The sequence below is a fragment of the Acinetobacter sp. GG23 genome (genome assembly GCF_057766365.1).
This window is the reverse complement of sequence record NZ_JBYMDJ010000004.1, coordinates 205,858-223,493: the sequence shown is the minus strand read 5'-3', so window position 1 is coordinate 223,493 and position 17,636 is coordinate 205,858. Positions and strand designations below refer to the sequence as shown.

Annotated in this window: 14 protein-coding genes; 5 read left to right on the top strand and 9 right to left on the bottom strand. The window is 40.5% G+C overall.

Going from position 1 to position 17,636, the window contains the following annotated elements:
* Positions 1-16 precede the first annotated feature (16 nt).
* Positions 17-271: a glutaredoxin 3 gene (grxC, locus tag AC3CAU_RS09385; RefSeq protein ID WP_131216432.1), complete on the top strand. Its 255-nt coding sequence runs from the start codon at positions 17-19 to the stop codon at positions 269-271.
* Positions 272-309: 38 nt separating this feature from the next.
* Entirely contained in the window at positions 310-765 is a 456-nt protein-coding gene (gene secB / locus AC3CAU_RS09380; protein WP_447054044.1) for a protein-export chaperone SecB, read from the top strand.
* Between the two features lie 207 nt (positions 766-972).
* Here the strand turns inward: secB and AC3CAU_RS09375 are convergent, their stop codons facing one another.
* The 8 genes from AC3CAU_RS09375 to AC3CAU_RS09340 all read right to left on the bottom strand — a co-directional run bounded on the left by AC3CAU_RS09375 (position 973) and on the right by AC3CAU_RS09340 (position 12,389).
* Positions 973-1,779: an enoyl-ACP reductase FabI gene (locus AC3CAU_RS09375; RefSeq protein ID WP_131216436.1), complete on the bottom strand. Its 807-nt coding sequence runs from the start codon at positions 1,777-1,779 to the stop codon at positions 973-975.
* Between the two features lie 160 nt (positions 1,780-1,939).
* Positions 1,940-2,674, bottom strand: a complete 735-nt coding sequence (locus tag AC3CAU_RS09370) for a Bax inhibitor-1/YccA family protein (protein ID WP_447054043.1) — start codon at positions 2,672-2,674, stop codon at positions 1,940-1,942.
* 175 nt (positions 2,675-2,849) lie between these two features.
* Complete coding sequence (locus tag AC3CAU_RS09365) at positions 2,850-3,671, bottom strand: TatD family hydrolase (protein ID WP_447054042.1); 822 nt, start codon at positions 3,669-3,671, stop codon at positions 2,850-2,852.
* Entirely contained in the window at positions 3,671-4,663 is a 993-nt protein-coding gene (locus AC3CAU_RS09360) for an RsiV family protein (RefSeq protein ID WP_447054041.1), read from the bottom strand. Before AC3CAU_RS09360 ends, AC3CAU_RS09365 begins: the two co-directional genes overlap by 1 nt.
* Before the next feature lie 67 nt (positions 4,664-4,730).
* Positions 4,731-5,555: a hypothetical protein gene (locus tag AC3CAU_RS09355; RefSeq protein WP_447054040.1), complete on the bottom strand. Its 825-nt coding sequence runs from the start codon at positions 5,553-5,555 to the stop codon at positions 4,731-4,733.
* Positions 5,556-5,930: 375 nt separating this feature from the next.
* Positions 5,931-7,523 carry a peptide chain release factor 3 gene (locus AC3CAU_RS09350; protein ID WP_131216444.1) on the bottom strand — a complete coding sequence of 531 codons (1,593 nt, stop codon included), beginning with the start codon at positions 7,521-7,523 and terminating at the stop codon, positions 5,931-5,933.
* A gap of 124 nt (positions 7,524-7,647) precedes the next feature.
* Positions 7,648-9,717 carry a putative bifunctional diguanylate cyclase/phosphodiesterase gene (locus tag AC3CAU_RS09345; RefSeq protein ID WP_447054039.1) on the bottom strand — a complete coding sequence of 690 codons (2,070 nt, stop codon included), beginning with the start codon at positions 9,715-9,717 and terminating at the stop codon, positions 7,648-7,650.
* 473 nt (positions 9,718-10,190) lie between these two features.
* Positions 10,191-12,389 carry a carboxy terminal-processing peptidase gene (locus AC3CAU_RS09340; RefSeq protein WP_447054038.1) on the bottom strand — a complete coding sequence of 733 codons (2,199 nt, stop codon included), beginning with the start codon at positions 12,387-12,389 and terminating at the stop codon, positions 10,191-10,193.
* Positions 12,390-12,589: 200 nt separating this feature from the next.
* Here AC3CAU_RS09340 and nagZ point away from each other — a divergent pair, with 200 nt between their 5' ends.
* Together nagZ and AC3CAU_RS09330 are read left to right on the top strand one after the other, a co-directional pair.
* Positions 12,590-13,612 (top strand): beta-N-acetylhexosaminidase, encoded by a 1,023-nt coding sequence (gene nagZ / locus AC3CAU_RS09335; protein WP_447054037.1) that lies wholly within the window; start codon positions 12,590-12,592, stop codon positions 13,610-13,612.
* Positions 13,613-13,794: 182 nt separating this feature from the next.
* The gene (locus AC3CAU_RS09330; RefSeq protein WP_447054036.1) at positions 13,795-14,652 is read left to right on the top strand and encodes a class I SAM-dependent methyltransferase; all 858 of its coding nucleotides are present in this window, start codon (positions 13,795-13,797) and stop codon (positions 14,650-14,652) included.
* A gap of 34 nt (positions 14,653-14,686) precedes the next feature.
* Here the strand turns inward: AC3CAU_RS09330 and AC3CAU_RS09325 are convergent, their stop codons facing one another.
* Positions 14,687-16,018 carry an alpha/beta fold hydrolase gene (locus tag AC3CAU_RS09325; protein WP_447054035.1) on the bottom strand — a complete coding sequence of 444 codons (1,332 nt, stop codon included), beginning with the start codon at positions 16,016-16,018 and terminating at the stop codon, positions 14,687-14,689.
* A 297-nt stretch (positions 16,019-16,315) separates the two neighbouring features.
* Here AC3CAU_RS09325 and AC3CAU_RS09320 point away from each other — a divergent pair, with 297 nt between their 5' ends.
* Positions 16,316-17,581 (top strand): glutamate-5-semialdehyde dehydrogenase, encoded by a 1,266-nt coding sequence (locus tag AC3CAU_RS09320; RefSeq protein WP_447054034.1) that lies wholly within the window; start codon positions 16,316-16,318, stop codon positions 17,579-17,581.
* Positions 17,582-17,636: the final 55 nt, after the last annotated feature.

Genomic DNA, 17,636 nt, shown 5'->3' with positions numbered 1-17,636 from the left:
TTAAGGAGATATTCTAATGGCTGAAGTAACAATTTATTCAACGACTGTATGCCCTTACTGCGTTCGCGCAAAACAACTTCTTGAGCGTAAAGGCGTTGCATATAAAGAAATTAATTTATCTAAAGAAGCGCCTGAAGTACGTATTGAATTGATGCAACGCACCAATCACCGTACTGTTCCGCAAATTTTTATTAACGACCAATTTATCGGTGGTTTTGATCAACTTTATGCTTTAGAGCGTGAAGGAAAACTCAACGAATTATTGGCTTAATACTTTCATTAAGTCACCCTCATATTAAGGATTAAAAAATGAGTGAACAACAAGCTCAACCGCAATTAGCACTTGAACGTATTTATACTAAAGATATTTCTTTTGAAGTCCCTGGGGCTCAAGTATTTACCAAAGAATGGCAGCCTGAATTAAACATCAATCTGTCTTCTTCTGCAGAAAAAATTGATGCGACCCATTATGAAGTTGCCTTACAAGTGGTTGTTCAAGCGAATAATGCCGGTGAAACAGCCTTCATCGTTGATGTAACACAATCAGGAATTTTCTTGGTAGATAGCGTTGAAGAAGAACGCCTTCCTTATATTCTGGGTGCATATTGCCCAAATATCTTGTTCCCATTCTTACGCGAAGCTGTAAATGACATGGTGATTAAAGGAAGCTTCCCGCAATTGCTTCTTACCCCAATTAACTTTGATGCTGAATTCGAAGCGAATATGCAACGTGCTCAAGTTGCCGCTGCTGAAGGTCAAGCTTAATCGTTTAAGCCAACCTCATATAAAAAAGACCGCATATGCGGTCTTTTTTATTCTCAGTTTATTTCCTCTCCTGAGAGGAGATGAGCAACACTGTTGCGCAAGGGGGAGAGATTATTTATTAATTCCCTCATCCCCCTTGCGCAGCAGTGCTGCTCATCCCATAGGGAGAGGGAATTTCATCTTTCAAAGAGTAATTTAAAAAGACTCTTATTCACCATCCATCATCAAATCTGCGCTCATCCCAACGGTATTAAAGCCAGCATCAACATACATAATTTCGCCAGTAATACCATTTGCCCAAGGCGAGCATAGGAATAATGCTGCATTACCCACATCTTCAATCGTTACATTACGTTTAAGCGGTGCAACTTTTTCATTTAAATCGAGCATTTTACGGAAAGATTTAATGCCTGATGCAGCAAGGGTACGAATTGGACCTGCTGAAATCGCATTTACGCGGATACCTTCGCTACCCAAGCTGGATGCCAAATAACGTACGCCTGCTTCTAATGATGCTTTCGCCATACCCATCACATTGTAGTTTGGCATCACACGTTCAGAACCTTGATAAGTCAAAGTCAGCAAGCAACCTTGGCGTACTTTAAGTAAAGGTTTTGCAGCACGTGCCATAGCAACAAAGCTATAAGCACTGATGTCATGCGCAATATTGAAACCTTCACGGTCAGTAATATCGGTAAAGTCGCCATCTAAAGTATGTGCTGGTGCGAAACCGATTGAATGAACTACGCCATCCAAACCATCCCAATGTTTTGCCAGTTCCACAAAAGCCTGGTCAATTTCAGCATCAACAGCCACATCACAAGGGAAAACTAAAGTTGAACCAAATTGTGCAGCAAAATCATCAACACGTTTTTTTAATTTTTCATTTGGATAAGTAAATGCAAGTTCTGCACCTTCACGGTGTAAAGCTTGAGCAATACCAAATGCAATGGATAACTTACTTGCAATACCCGCGATTAGAAAGCGCTTGCCCGCCAATAGTCCTTGTGCCATGTGAATCTCACTCAAATTAATTTACAAACATAATGCCAACTCTGGAGCATTTGCGAAATTGCATAATGCACCTTTTTTAACGTGTTCTGTAAAAATCATAAAAAAATGCTCCTTTTATCTGGGAGCATTTTTATTTAGCTACATTTTACTTTTTGGATACTTAATCATCACCCTGTAATAGACTGAGCAAGCGCAGGAATGAGTAGTACATCCAGACCAAAGTCGCTAACAAAGCAATACCACATAACCACTCCATCGCTTTCGGCGCGTACTGCGCAGCAGAGGATTCAATCAGGTCAAAGTCGAGGATCAGATTTAAAGAAGCAATCACTGCAACAAATGCCGCAAAACCAATCCCGAGCCAATTGCTTTCAAAGATGTAAGGAACACTTGAGCCAAAAGCCAAACGCATGACAATTTGCACCACAAAGACAATTGCAATAGCGATGGAGGCTGACAAAACGACTGCTTTAAATTTTTCTGTGGCACGAATAATTTGAAAGCGATATAAAGCAAACATCACCAAGGTGGTGATAAAGGTGGCCAGTAAAGCTTGTAAAGGTACACCTGGAAATTTCAGCTGGAAGATCACCGAAATTCCACCTAAAAATGCGCCTTCAAACAAGGCATAAGGAATAGCCAACACCGGTGCAGTCTTTGGCTTGAAGGTGGCGACGAGTGCCAAGACCAACCCACCAATTGCACCGACTATTGCACCGGCATAGGCAAGTGACAAGTTTAGGGTCATAAAGCTATAAAAAAATAGTAACAAACCTACTGTAGCTGCAATGACCGTCAATAACACTGATTTTTGAATTGCACCTTGTACAGTCATGGTGTGGTTAAAATCACTCTGGGTTTCTACCCGGGTTAAAATAGGGTTATTACTTTGCATAATTCACTCATTATTTTTGATTTAGATTTTTAAAATAGTATAGACAGGTTTTAACCATACAAGATGGATCTTTTCAATATTCCACAAAACAGCACGCCCCAATCCTCTATATTCATAACAAAATACGCAATGAAATACGAATATTTATGGATAAAAGGCTATTTTATAATGTTTTTTAGATATCAATTTTTAAGGCATGGAGTGAGTTTTGCCATAGTTGCAAGGCAAGACTATCAGGTGCAAGATGAAGAGATTGTGCTAATCCAGCTAAAACATAAGGTAAATTGGCCGGGGTATTTCGGGTTCGGTGTTCTGTTGAACTTTGACAGCATAATGGCGTCATATCAGGACAGTCTGTTTCCAAAACCACATGCTCAGCACCAATGGCCTGAACCACAGCATGTAATTTTTTTGCATTGGGATTGGTAATTTGCCCAGTGACACCAATTTTAAAACCAAGCTTAATAAAGGCTTTTGCTTCTTCTATTCCACCACTAAAAGCATGTGCAATACCGCCTAATTTGAATTGATGCTGCTTCAATATAGCCAATGTTTCAGCATGCGATTTCCGAATATGCAGTAAAACTGGTTTATCAAACTGTTGCGCCAATTCAAGTTGCGCAGAGAAAAACTCTTTTTGCTTTTGAAAAGCTTCAGCTTGTTTATGCTGTTTTGAAAAAGTATCCAAACCAATTTCGCCAATCGCGACACATTCTTCATTTTTTAAAAGCTGCTCTAAATCCCTAAGGTGTGAGCTTTGATGCTGTTCAATATAAAAAGGATGCAGCCCGGGAGCTAGATAGCTTTGGGGTGCATCTGGCAATTGATTTAAAAAATGCTGGGTTTGAACTAAGTCTTTAAAGCGGGATTGCACAAAACCAATCAAAATTAACCGTTCAACCCCCACTGCTTTTGCAGCACGCGCCAGTTGTTCCCGATCATGATCAAAATCAGCAACATCAAAATGGGTATGAGTATCAAACAGTGGATAAGACATTAAGGTTTGGCTTTATTTACCGCAGCTGTACTTGCAGGTGCGGCTGCCTGCTTTGCTTCAACCTGAGGTAGATACTGTTTCTTCAGTACAGTTTGCAATTGATCATAAGGAATGGTTAAACGCGGCAATCCCACCACATAAGGCCCAATTTCATATTCACTATATTGTAAAATCAAACCTTGGGTGGATAAATAAAAATTATCCGATAAAGTAAATTTCCATGCCTGTTCATATTCTTCAACGCTATTCGCCAACTTGGACTCGACCACCCAGTTTTTAAACACTTCATGTGCTTTCTTTTCTAAAGCTGCTTTTTGATTTGGGACTAAAATATCATTCAGTTCAACTTGTTTTTTCTTTTCCAAGTCAAAGTTATAGTAGCGCTGTGATGATGAACCATGCGCTCCACCCAAATAACTACTTGAATTTAAAACCACAGTTGCTAAAGGCGTGCCTGCATTTAGGATTTTCGGCTTAATCATTAGGCTAATTTGATGATTGGCACTTAAGGCCTTCAATTCTTTATCCAAAGACAAGAAATTCACTAAATAAGGTGCAACTTGCTGTTCCAGTTTTTGCTTTGGTGTTTCAATCGCTACGGACGCGGCCTGTTCTGTAGCTTGCTCTTGGGCTTTAGAATCTTTTGGATTTTCAGCAGTTGCTTGCTGGTTTTCTTTCACCAACTTCGGGGAAATATCTAAAATTTGATCCAGCTGTTTCAAAATTTGCTGATCAATATACTCATCAATAAAGGCCTGGTTACTAGACAAACGTTCTATAGAAATCTCTGGACAGCTATTCCCATCACATTCAGGCAAATCCAAGCTTAACTTTTCAGAATCCCCTGCCAGTTTTAAAACTTCAGGTTGGGCCACAGCTTGAGATGCCGCTGTATCCTCCTGTTTCGGTTCGGTTTGCTTAGGCTGGCAGGCACTCAATGCAATTGCTGCTGCAAGAATACTCATGGTAAAAATTGTTTTATTTTTTAGCATCATCTGACCTATCAGTTTAATCGGGTAAATGGACTTCTGTTAGATGTACATATTTATTACGGGATTACTAGAACATATGCTGATACGCATCAGCTTTCAATATCTGCTTGGTTTGTTGTTTAGTTAAATAGATGTCCAGTTGTGTTCCGTCTTTAACAATTTCATGGGTACGATAATGTAAACCCACTCCTTCTTGATCAAAAAACCAGTCCGCTTGTCCCCAATACAGTTTTTTAGGTGCATGCTTTTTCACTTCGGTGGTTTGTTCTTTTAACCATTTTTGATAAGCCTGCTGCACAAGGTTATTCATGGTATTTTGCTGCTTAGGGTCAATTAACTCCAATAAAGTCACTGCTTTCTGTTTTTTGCGATCGGCCACAAAAAAGTAATAGCGCTCTTTAACTTTAATACCTTCTTGATTGGTATCCACGCCCAATTGCATCAAGACATATTGATTACGCTGGTAGGCAATTCGTGTATACATCGCCAATTCATAGGCTTTATTTTTGGAAAATTCAGCTTGCCAAGCATCTGACTTTTTCACATACGCATTGATCGCCTGCTGTAAACTCATGTCCTGTTTAAGCCCAATTTGATCTTGAATCACCAATGCTTGGCTCTTGTTAATCCAGTCATTTAACCAGGTATCTGCGGTATGTACGCTTTGAATACTTACATCAATACAATTCTTGGTTTCACAAAAAGGCAAAGCAATTTTTGCATCTTGCTCTTGAATATTTAAATATGGCAATACCTCTGCGTGCTCAGTTTTTAGTCCTGAAGTTTCAGGCTTGTCATATGATTGATCTGTTTGTTCTTTTTTCGAAGCATCGCAAGCACTCAGCATCAGACCAATGGCGATCACTGATGCACCCATTATTTTCCCGTTCATGCTTACAACTCTTTTTTCTAAAGTGACTAATCTATATGAATGTATCTCAATAATTCTAATGGGGTCTGTTAACACTTCATCTATGTTTGCGACGATACATATTTTTTGCTGATATGAGGCAGGAAGCAGGAAATTTAGTCATTCTAAATAACTGCTTTGTAAAGATATAGCAGCAAAAAAAAATATACTAGTCCTGAAAGGCCGTGGCTAAAATTTTCTCAGATTTCGTTATAAAACTTAAAAATAGTCTCGCTATTCTTTGCATTTCATGCCTTATCTGCTTAATTTTAGCACACAGTGCAAACTATTTATGAAGCGTTAATAGCCCCTTAATAAAACAGCTTCATAAAGAAGCTGTTTTATTTTTCGTTATGTTTAGTGTTCGCGTGTAGCACGGAATTGAATATCTGGATAACGCTCTTGCATGAGTTGCAAGTTCACACGACTCGGTGCCAGATAAGTCAAATGACCCCCACCATCAACCGACAATTGGTCATGCGCTTTTTTCTTAAACTCGTTGAATTTCTTTTCATCATCACATGTTACCCAACGAACCGTATTAATGTTTACCGGCTCATAAACACAGTCAACCTTGTATTCTTCTTTCAAGCGGTACGCCACCACTTCAAACTGAAGTACACCGACTGCGCCCACAATCAAGTCATTATTGATTTGCGGCATGAAGACCTGAGTTGCACCCTCTTCAGAAAGCTCTTTCAAGCCTTTTTGAAGTTGCTTGGATTTTAGCGGATCTTTAAGACGTACACGGCGGAACATTTCTGGGGCAAAGTGTGGAATGCCGGTGAAGTGAATATCCTCACCCGAGGAAAAAGCATCGCCGATTTGAATCGTCCCGTGGTTGTGTAAACCAATGATATCGCCTGGCCATGCTTCTTCTAGCTGTTCACGTTCACCCGCCAAAAAGGTCAATGCATCGCTGATCCGTACATCCTTACCCAGACGTACATGATTCATTTTTAAACCTTTCTCATACTTGCCTGAACAGATCCGCATGAATGCAATACGGTCACGATGTTTTGGATCCATATTGGCCTGAATTTTAAATACGAAGCCAGTGAAACCTTCTTCAGTCGCCTCTACAGTACGTTCTTTGGTTGGGTGTGCTTTTGGCTCAGGCGCTAAATTAATGAAAGCATCTAAAACATGATCTACCGCAAAGTTACCTAAAGCAGTACCGAATAACACCGGTGTTTGTTTACCTTGCAAGAATAGCTCACGATCAATCGGATCGTTAGCCATTTGAACAAGCTCTAAAGACTCTTCAAAAGCAGCAAAAGCAAGATCACCAACTTTTTCACGCAAGTCCGGATAATCATAACCGTCACGAATTTCAATGTCGGTAATAGTCGAACCAAAACCGGCTTTGTAGACGTAAAATTTTTCTTCGAGCAGATTATACACACCGGCAAAATCACGGCCAGTGCCCATTGGCCAAGTAAGGGGCACACAACGGATTTTCAACACGTTTTCAATTTCGTCAAGCAGCTCTAATGGCTCGCGGATTTCACGGTCCATTTTGTTGACGAAAGAAATGATCGGCGTGTCGCGCATACGACACACTTCCATCAACTTAATGGTACGGTCTTCGACCCCTTTTGCACCGTCAATCACCATTAGTGCAGAGTCAACTGCGGTTAAAGTACGGTAAGTATCTTCCGAGAAATCTTCATGTCCCGGAGTGTCGAGTAAGTTAATCACATGCTTTTTATAGGGAAACTGCATAACCGATGTGGTGATGGAAATACCCCGTTCTTTTTCCATTTCCATCCAGTCAGACGTTGCAGCACGGTCTGACTTTCGGCTTTTGACCATCCCGGCAACCTGAATCGCTTTACCCCATAACAACAGTTTTTCTGTCATGGTGGTTTTACCAGCATCGGGGTGGGAAATAATCGCGAACGTCCGTCGCTGCGCGACCTGTGCCGCTAATTCGTCTTTAAAACTCATGAAAGATACCTACTGCAGAATCGCAGTGTAAAAGATCAGAACTGATCAATATAAAAATTTGGCGATATTGTAGCAGATCATCCAACTTTTGAAATGAACTAAACTTGTTCAAAATTGACTAATCTTAAATAGGCAGCGCGTATTTGCTCTCTTCCAGGCGATCAACATTTACTGGCATACCTAACAGGTATCCTTGCAGTTGCTGACAACCTAAACGGGTCAAGATATCGGCTTGTGATGGCGTTTCCACCCCTTCCGCGGTAACCACCAAACCCAGTTTGGTCGCTAACTGGATAATACTTTCTAAAATCATTTCATCTTTTGAACCGACAGACAGATCACGAATAAACTCTCGATCTATTTTTAGTTCATCCACCGGCAAGTTCTTTAAATACAAGAAACTGGAATGTCCTGTCCCAAAGTCATCAATGGCAAGTTTTATGCCCATCTGACGCAGGCGCTCAAAACTGCGAATACTGGCATCAATATGATGCATCGCGGTAGATTCGGTAATTTCAATGCCTAAATGATTTGGATTAATTTGATACTTATCAAATAAGCTCTCCAACGTTGAAAATAAATGTTTATGTTCAAATTGCACTGCCGACAAATTCACAGCTAAGGGAAAATAATTCGAATTACTTTGTTCCCAAATTTGAATTTGTTTAAAGGCTTGCTCCAAAGCCCAATAGCCCATTTGAATAATGAGTCCAGTTTTTTCTGCTCCCTCGATAAACATATTCGGGGTTAATAGTCCCAAGCGGGGATGATTCCAACGAATCAGTGCTTCCACACCACAAATTTTACGGCTTTTGGTGGTGAATTTAGGTTGATAAAATAGAATAAATTGTTTTTCTTCAACAGCCTTATATAAATCATTGATTAGTTTAGTTTGGCTTTTTGCTTCTTGTTGACCTACACTATAATTAAACACTGAATAGGTATTTCTACCTTGATATTTAGACATTAACATTGCAGCATCGGCATTGATCAGCAAATCTTGTAAATTATTGCCATGGTCTGGATACATCGCAATTCCGATACTGCTCGAAATATTAATTTCTTTGCCGGCAATCAAAAAACTGTCCTGAATCAACCGCAATACTTGTTCTGACTTTTCGACAGCGTGTTCAATGCTTGCGCTTTCAAGTACCATCAAAAATTCATCACTACCAATACGCAACAATTTTTCATTTTCTGCGAGTATGCTTTGAATGCGCGCAGCGAGTTGAACCAATAATTGGTCACCAACATGATGTCCAAATACATCATTGACTGCCTTAAAACGATCTAAATTAATATAAAGAAATGCAATTTTTTCATCTCGATAACGATGCTGAGTAAAGAGCAAATGTGAATATTCAGCCAAAAATAAACGGTTGGGCAACCGGGTTAGGTTATCCTGAACTGCTTGGCTGGCAAGTTCACGATTGGCTGCAGAAAGCTGTTTATTACGCGCTTCCAGGCGTTGTTCCAAGATCGCCACAGTAAATGCAGCAACCAGAATTGAACTGATTACAAAAATAATGCTAAATAAAATTAACCCTTGTGCATTTTTATAATTTGAAACCAGCTGATTCGCATCAATCGAGTAAAAAGCGGCAGAAGCCATCCCCATATAATGCATGCCGACCAGAGTCAGTGCCATTATTAAAGCGATCAAAGCTTTAATATGCAGCATTTTATGTACTGCATTTTTATATTTGAAAGTGAGCCAAAAGGATAAACCTGACCCAACAATGGCAATCAAGACTGAAAAGGCGACTAACAATGGATCATAATAAATTTCATGTTGATCAATGACTAAACCCATTATTCCGGTATAGTGCATCCCCGCGATGCCCATACCCGTCAGGACCGCACCTAAAACCAGGCGCAAAAATGGCAAGGTTGCTCGCGTGGTGAGCCAAACGGCAAAGATAGAAGCAATAAACGCGATCACATAAGACAGGAAGGTAAGGCCGTAATCAAAAGAATAATCAGCAGGTAAACGACAAGCCAGCATACCTACAAAGTGTATAGACCAAATTGCAGCACTCAACATACATCCACTTATAACAAGAAGAATTTTCTCATATTGCTGACGTAAGCCACGGAATAATGATTGTTCAATTGACACTGCAAAATAACAGGCCAAAATGGCAACAATAACTGAACCTATCACCAGGCTAAAATCATAATATATATGAACCATATCAAGCTTCCGTACAGGTTATCATTCTTGTTTTATTCCACGTTATTAATATCATTTATTGTTTAACAAAAGCTTGTCATTCATTAAAGAGTACGTATTAAAACCATCAATTAAAACAAACATCTAATACTATTCTATTTTAGTCAAGTGATCATTACTCTATTCATTTTTATTACTAATTTATTTATGTAATTAAAGAAATATAGATCAAACTTTTGGTCATTATTCTTACACCATTCATATTCCCTATGATTCAAGGCATTCGGTTGTTTCTATACAACTTAGCACTGATAAAAAAATCTGGTTGCAAGGATGATAAAAGCACAACCAGATTGATTGCATCTCGCTGCCTATTCTTTTATTTGAACAAGGGCTAGGTAATTCAAAACTACCGATATGCAGGCAAATAAAAACCAGTCAGATGAACTGACTGGTTTTTGGATATTAAAAGGAGTAATGTCTAAACAGTAAGTTTAGTTTGTAATAGTCTTACCCGATTGTAATTTCGCGTAATCCAATAAAATATTGGCCGACTCTGTGACAAACACTTCTTCTTCAGGTAAAGCAGGCCGTTGGGTTGCCTTCATTTTTGAACGTGACTCAATCAACGCATCCATAGCAGCCTGGTAACTTTCCCAATTGGCATAAGGCTTTTGACCGGTTACCGCACGACGCTGATTCTCTGACTCTAAAGTTTTTTGTTCCAGCGCATTCAATTCTGCTTTACGCTGATCAATATCCAGAACTACACGCTTTTGCTCTTCGGTTTTTTTGGCAATCGCTTTGCGTTGTTCCAGATATTTAAATTGCGGATCAGCAACTACGCGCTGTTGCGACATTTGAGCCAGATTTTGTACATAAGGTTGTATAGAACCTTCACGCTTAAATGGAGCAGTTGGAATGGTATCCCATTTCAAGGCATTCTTGGCTTTACGCTCACCAAATTCTTCATTGTAGATATCCACCAGTTTAATATCAGGCACTACGCCTTTATTCTGGGTACTACCACCCGTCACACGATAGAACTTACGTTGTGTCAAGGTCGCTTGACCATGCGCCAAAGTATCCAGTTGAACTTGCGCTGTACCCTTACCGGTGGTTGTACTACCAATCACGATACCGCGTTCATAGTCCTGAATGGCAGCAGAATAAATTTCACTGGCTGATGCTGATGCCAAGTTGACCATGACTGCAAGTGGGCCTGCATAGGTTTGTGCACCGCCATCATTATCTTCAAATACGCTGACATTGCCATTGCCATCACGAATTTGCACCACAGGGCCTGACTTAATCACTTGACCCAGCATGCGTGCCACTTCTTCAAGTGACCCGCCTGGATTGTTACGTAAATCAATAATAATCCCGGATACATTTTTCGCAGCCAAAGCTTTTAAAGCATTGTTGGTGTCTTCAGAAACCGAGCGATAATCTGTGCCTGCACGGCGCGCACGATAGTTCAAATAGAACGACGGAATTTCAATCACACCAAAAGTGTAGTTCTTACCATCACGCTTAATATCAACTGTACGAGAACGTACACCGGCATCTTCTTCCTGAATCACATCACGAACCAGACTTACGGTACGCGCCTGACCCATCGATGCACCAGGACCCAGTAAACGCAAGCTAACCTTGGTGCCACGTTTACCGCGGATTAAGCCCACCACTTCATTACTTGCCCAACCAACAACATCGACCATTTTGTCGCCGTCTTGTGCTACACCAATAATGCGATCACCCGATTTTATCTGACCGGATTTACTGGCCGGACCACCTTCAACAATGGTTTCAATCTTGGTGTAATCTTCATTACCGCGTTCTGGACGAATTGAAACCCCAATCCCCTCTAATTGCAAGGTGGTTTGACGGTTCAATTCCATCGCATCTACAGGCGGGAAATAGTTACTATGCGGATCATAGGTCAACATCATCGCATTTAAAGTTTTGTCTAAAACATCATCACTTTTAACACGGCTAATTCGTTCAAGTTGACGGGTATAACGCTTGGTCAAGGTTTGGACTGGAGTTAAATCTTCTGGGCTGGCTAGATCCTGACCATTGGCTAAAGCTGGATCATCTTTTAATGCTTTTTGTTTGGCAGACTCTTCTTCTTTACTAATAGTTAAGTTAATGAGCTGCGACACCAACATTTTTTGCCAATGGGCACGTTGTTCTGCTGCAGATTTGAAATAAGGTGCTTTTTCGCGATCGGTATCAATATACACATTGGCTTGTTTCAAGTTTTGCGGCTTTTTCAATTCGGCCAACATAAACTCATAAAACTGTTTTAAACGTTCACGATATTGCGCATGAATCAAATAAGGACCCGATAAATCCCCTGCTTTTAACGCAGCACCAAAATTTGCACCATAATTTTTCTTATATTGTTCGACTTCCGGTGCCAAAAATAATGAATGATCTGCATCTAGGCTATCTAAATAAAAATCAAGAATACGATTAGAAGTAGCGGCATCTAAGCGCTGATTTAAATAATGCTGACGGTCAACCAACGTCGCCAATTGACGTGATACAAGCGCTTGTTCTTGCGTGGGTTGAATAGCTTGAGAAACTGCAACTGTATCATTAGCTGCAATGGCCTCGTTCACTACATGGGAAAAGAAAAATCCACCAGTCGCAATTGCAACTGCACAAGCTAATGTTTGAAGTTTCATAAATAATTCATAATTCCTTGGTCTTTGACCAATATTGCAACGTCGTTTTTCAACATGAATGCAGTATATTCAAAATCTTAAACAACTTAATATATGTATGACGTGTAGTTTTATCATATTCTGTACTGTCAAAATGTAGCAAATCATTGCAGAATTCGGGTATTGTTTTTTCTTTATAAAATCCTAACACGGACACCGATATGATTGGCGCATTGATACTAGACATCGCTGGCACAGAACTTACTCAAGAAGATATTCAACTATTACGAACACCGCAAGTGGGTGGCATGATTTTATTTTCGCGAAATATAAAATCACCACAACAAGTTCGTGCTTTAACAGATCATATGCGTCATATAAGACCCGAGATTTTAATTGCCGTAGACCAAGAAGGTGGTCGCGTACAACGCTTGAAACAGGGTTTTACCTTACTTCCTGCAATGGGTCGTTTGGGTGAACTCTATTTAAGCGAACCTGAAAAGGCAGTTGATTTGGCTGAACAATGCGGTTGGCTCATGGCAACTGAAGTTCTTGCCGTCGGGATTGATTTTAGTTTTGCACCGGTATTGGACTTAAATGATGTCAGCGATGTGATTGGCGATCGTGGCTTTGCCAAAAATATTCAAGATATTGTTCCTCTTGCAAGTGCCTTTTTAAAAGGAATGAAGCGAGCAGGCATGGCCAATACAGGCAAGCATTTCCCGGGTCATGGTTCAGTCAAAGCAGATTCACATGTGGCAGCGCCTGTCGATTCACGGTCTTATGACGAAATCTACAACAAGGATATGCAGACCTTTATTCAGCTCATGCCGCAACTGGATGCACTCATGCCCGCGCATGTGATTTATGATCAGGTCGATCTGAACCCTGCCGGCTTCTCACCCTACTGGATTCAAAATATTTTACGTCAAAAATTGAAATTTGATGGTGTGCTGTTCTCGGATGACTTAACCATGCAAGCAGCTTGCGTAGTCGGCGGCGCAGATGCCCGCATTCAGGCTGCACTCAAAGCCGGCTGTGATATGGGCCTAGTGTGTAATGACCGTTCAGCAGCATGTACAGCACTAGAAGGTATTAGCGATTTACCTTTACCGAATCAAGAACGTTTAGAGCGTATGCGCGGTAAAATCCCAGAGATCAGCGTGAGTGAAACCCTGAATCTAGGTACCGAATGGGAAAAAGTTCGAGACACTGTCGAAAACTTTAAAAATTCATTTAATTAATGCGACAAAAGGAACACGACAAGGTGTTCCTTTTTCATTATGATAATCAAAAATAAAGCCAGAGACTACTTGCCTATATCTGCTGATATCAACTTTTAAAAGATACCAATCAGTTATAGAAGAAGCCTATCAAACACTCAATTATATATTTAAAACTACAAAAACATACAGGTCAGGATGACATGACACAACAGCTTTCAGAACATCGACACATTTCATTTACTGCGCATTACACCGGCTATATTTGGTATACCATGGGAATTTCACACCCGGTTTTTGCGACATCTAAAGGCAAAATGCTGGCTAGACTGGTACACCCTCTAGAAAGCTGGGCTGAAAAATTTGTCGGTGGCAGTATGCGTACCACGCTCAAACAACGCCATCGCATGATTGATCAGCATCTCACCCAACTGATTGAGCAACTCCCCGACTTACAAGTGCTTGAAATCGCAAGTGGTCTATCGCCACGTGGCTGGAACTTTCGACAAAAATATCCCCACATTGATTATCGTGAACTTGATTTACCGGGTATGGCAAAAGTCAAAACTCAGGCACTAAAACAAATTGATCTCAATAGTCCGGAAGTTTTATCAGTAGATTTATTCACTGCAGATTTTGAGCAAGCTTTTCACGTATTTGATCTGAATCGTCCCTTGGTGGTGATTAGTGAAGGTTTAATAAACTACTTTAATAAAGATCTGCTATTGCAATTGTTGCAGGCGATTACACACTACGGTCAGGACTTTAAAGAACTGCATTACCTGACTGATATTTATCCGGAACCGGTCAAGAATAAATTGGCCAATTTTATTTGGGTCAGCAGTAAATTACTGAAATGGATGTCCAAGAGTGCATTTAGTTTTCATTTTACTCATCCTCAACAAGTACAAGACTTTTTCCAGCAAGCAGGTTTTGAAAAAACGACTGTTGTTCAACCTCAGCATTATTTTCAGAATCAGACAAACACCCAATCACCGAGTGACGAACACTTGGGAGATCTGGTCTGGATGATCCATGCAAGCATAAAAAAACAGCGTTAAATACGCTGTTTTTTTATCTTCAGAAGAAAATTGCTTAACTCACTGATTCCAGCATCTGGATTGCTTCTTTTTGTCGCTGCACATAACGCAATAAACGTTCTGCCACCTCAAAACTGCCATGTTTAAACAGGGCACGGATTTGTGTTGAATCTACGGCAAAAATTAAACATTCAATTTTAAATTGACCTTCATCATCTTCTAAATGCAAAGCCAAATCACGTGGATATTGCTCCGCTTTTACTGTTAACCCTTCTGCAAATTCAAGTAAAACCCCAAAGAAGTTTAGATCAATAATATGTGTTGGCAGTCGCAATTCTGAATGACGATGGGTCAATACAGTCATTGGATTCTGTACTGCAATCCGTTCTTCTCCACGACGTTCTAAAGTCAGCAACTGTGCACGGGTCATCGGGATAATCCCTTCTACAATGTCAATCGATTGACTCTGTAAGAATGTTGCAAACAAACTCATGGTTTCTTTACGGCGCTGTAATTGCGGTACATGATCTGCATTGGCAATCATGGCAAATTCCATGTTGGGACATTGCAAAGCAAAATTTGCATTTTCATGTGGCAAGGTGAAACTGTCATATTGCCCACACGCGACCAGTACTTTACATTGCGGAATCGGCACGTCCGTTAAACGCAGTAAACGACTACAGTTGATTTCATAGCGATCTTGTTCGGTTGCAGTAAATTCAGCCATCTGTTTAAAAAACAAACGTTTTGCAGTAGGTGACATGCGAGTTTTATCAATTTTGGCATGATTGACCAAATACAAAATTACCGCCTGACCAAACTCATCCATGCGTTGTTCTTTCATTAGATGCAAAGACTCTTCCAGCAACATGCGCCAGCTTTTACGGGTTTTTTGCATCACGCCCATTAAAATCATGCGGTCAATCAATTCAGGACGTTGATGGGCCAAGTCTGACGCCACGACTGAACCCAGAGACATTCCCATTACTGAAACTTTGGACAAATTTTCTATATCCAGCCATTCACCGAGCATACGTGCCAAATCTGGCAATTCCAAAGTTCCTGCAGAAACCCCGGTATCACGATTGGTAATTTGTTGATTCGCGCCCATAGAAGGTAAATCAATCAGGATAATCGGGCCTGCACTGAGCAACTGTTCAACACAATATTTATAAGAATTGAAATTTTGAAATGCACCGCCAACAATAACAATTGGAGTGTTGTGAATCGTTTCAGGTTGAGCAATTGCCATATATTCAATTTTCCAGCCTTTGATCCACGTTGTACGTGCAGGCTCTTTAAAACTGTTTCTATGGTAAAGATCAAAAAAGCCAAAACTCATGTTCGATTCTTGTAGTGCCGAGTCCATTTGGATCATGGAATTCATATCCCTTCCTCCATTCTTGCCTTATTGTTATTTTGCAAGAAAATAAATATCGAATTTCTGCGCAGCATCCATTCATTTGCTTTAATTATCAGACATCAATGTCATTATTTTTTATTCTATACATAGGATCATTTAACACGCAACTTATTCCCCGACCACTCATCTAAATTTACAAACAAAAGAATTTCAAAATATAAATAGCTTGAAAAGTTTCAGAGATTTTTTGCCGATAGATGCTTCATTGTCTTGTGCCAGACTGTTACTATCGAAGGTGTAATTTCTAAGTGATCAACCGCTATGCAAGATTCAATTGAACAATATATGCAAACGGTAGGACAACAAGCACGCCAAGCTTCGCGCGTGTTGGCAAGCGCTTCTACTGAAACAAAAAACAATGCCTTATCTGCAATTTACACTGCTTTACAAGACAGTGAAGCTGCAATTTTAGCTGCGAACCAAATTGATATGACCAAAGGTCGTAACAGCAATTTGGACAGTGCATTACTTGATCGCTTAGAACTTACCCCCACACGCTTTAAAGCTATGTTGCATGGCTTAAAAGATGTCATGAGCCTGATTGACCCTATTGGGGAAATCACTGACCTCGCTTACCGTCCTTCGGGAATCCAGCTTGGTAAAATGCGTGTACCTTTAGGTGTAGTCGGCATGATTTACGAATCACGGCCGAATGTGACCCTTGAAGCAGCGTCACTTGCGCTGAAGTCTGGAAATGCCATTATTTTGCGTGGCGGTTCTGAAGCACTACAATCTAATCAAGCCATTGCTCAAGCCATCCAGCATGGTTTAAAAGCTTCGGGTTTACCGGAAACTTCCGTGCAAGTTATTAACACGGCTGACCGTTCGGCAGTCGGTCATCTGATTACCATGTCTGAATATGTAGATGTCATTGTTCCACGTGGAGGCAAAGGGCTGATTGAGCGCGTGAGTAATGAAGCGCGTATTCCGGTGATTAAACACCTAGATGGTAATTGTCATGTCTTTGTTGAAGCACAGGCCGATTTGCAAAAAGCTTTACCGATCTCGCTAAATGCCAAAACCCATCGTTATGGCGTATGTAATGCGATGGAAACTTTATTGGTCGATGAAAAAGTTGCTGAAGAATTTCTGCCTAATATTGCTGAACTTTATGCCGAGAAACAGGTTGAACTGCGTGGCTGCCGCGAAACGCAGCGCATTTTAGGCTCAAATGTTAAACCTGCCAGCGAAGAAGATTGGTACACCGAATATTTAGGTCCAATTTTGGCGATTAAAGTGGTCAGCGGTATTGAGGAAGCAATTGAGCATATTAATAAATATGGCTCACACCATACCGATGCCATTATTACTGAAAACTATAGTCATGCTCGTCAATTTTTAGCCCGGGTAGATTCGAGCTCAGTGATGATCAATGCCTCTACCCGTTTTGCAGATGGCTTTGAATATGGTTTAGGTGCAGAAATTGGTATCTCAACTGACAAGATTCATGCCCGTGGCCCTGTTGGTCTTGAAGGTCTGACTTCGCAAAAATGGGTGGTGTTTGGTGATGGTCAAATTCGTCAATAAATACAGCGCTTAACAGAATCATTCCATGTTCAGCTTCAAAAATGAGGCTGAACAT

Coding starts and splice junctions, on each gene's coding strand:
- grxC (WP_131216432.1), top strand. CDS start 17: ATGGCTGAAGTAACAATTTATTCAACGACTGTATGCCCTTACTGCGTT.
- secB (WP_447054044.1), top strand. CDS start 310: ATGAGTGAACAACAAGCTCAACCGCAATTAGCACTTGAACGTATTTAT.
- AC3CAU_RS09375 (WP_131216436.1), bottom strand. CDS start 1,779: ATGGCACAAGGACTATTGGCGGGCAAGCGCTTTCTAATCGCGGGTATT.
- AC3CAU_RS09370 (WP_447054043.1), bottom strand. CDS start 2,674: ATGCAAAGTAATAACCCTATTTTAACCCGGGTAGAAACCCAGAGTGAT.
- AC3CAU_RS09365 (WP_447054042.1), bottom strand. CDS start 3,671: ATGTCTTATCCACTGTTTGATACTCATACCCATTTTGATGTTGCTGAT.
- AC3CAU_RS09360 (WP_447054041.1), bottom strand. CDS start 4,663: ATGCTAAAAAATAAAACAATTTTTACCATGAGTATTCTTGCAGCAGCA.
- AC3CAU_RS09355 (WP_447054040.1), bottom strand. CDS start 5,555: ATGAACGGGAAAATAATGGGTGCATCAGTGATCGCCATTGGTCTGATG.
- AC3CAU_RS09350 (WP_131216444.1), bottom strand. CDS start 7,523: ATGAGTTTTAAAGACGAATTAGCGGCACAGGTCGCGCAGCGACGGACG.
- AC3CAU_RS09345 (WP_447054039.1), bottom strand. CDS start 9,717: ATGGTTCATATATATTATGATTTTAGCCTGGTGATAGGTTCAGTTATT.
- AC3CAU_RS09340 (WP_447054038.1), bottom strand. CDS start 12,389: ATGAAACTTCAAACATTAGCTTGTGCAGTTGCAATTGCGACTGGTGGA.
- nagZ (WP_447054037.1), top strand. CDS start 12,590: ATGATTGGCGCATTGATACTAGACATCGCTGGCACAGAACTTACTCAA.
- AC3CAU_RS09330 (WP_447054036.1), top strand. CDS start 13,795: ATGACACAACAGCTTTCAGAACATCGACACATTTCATTTACTGCGCAT.
- AC3CAU_RS09325 (WP_447054035.1), bottom strand. CDS start 16,018: ATGAATTCCATGATCCAAATGGACTCGGCACTACAAGAATCGAACATG.
- AC3CAU_RS09320 (WP_447054034.1), top strand. CDS start 16,316: ATGCAAGATTCAATTGAACAATATATGCAAACGGTAGGACAACAAGCA.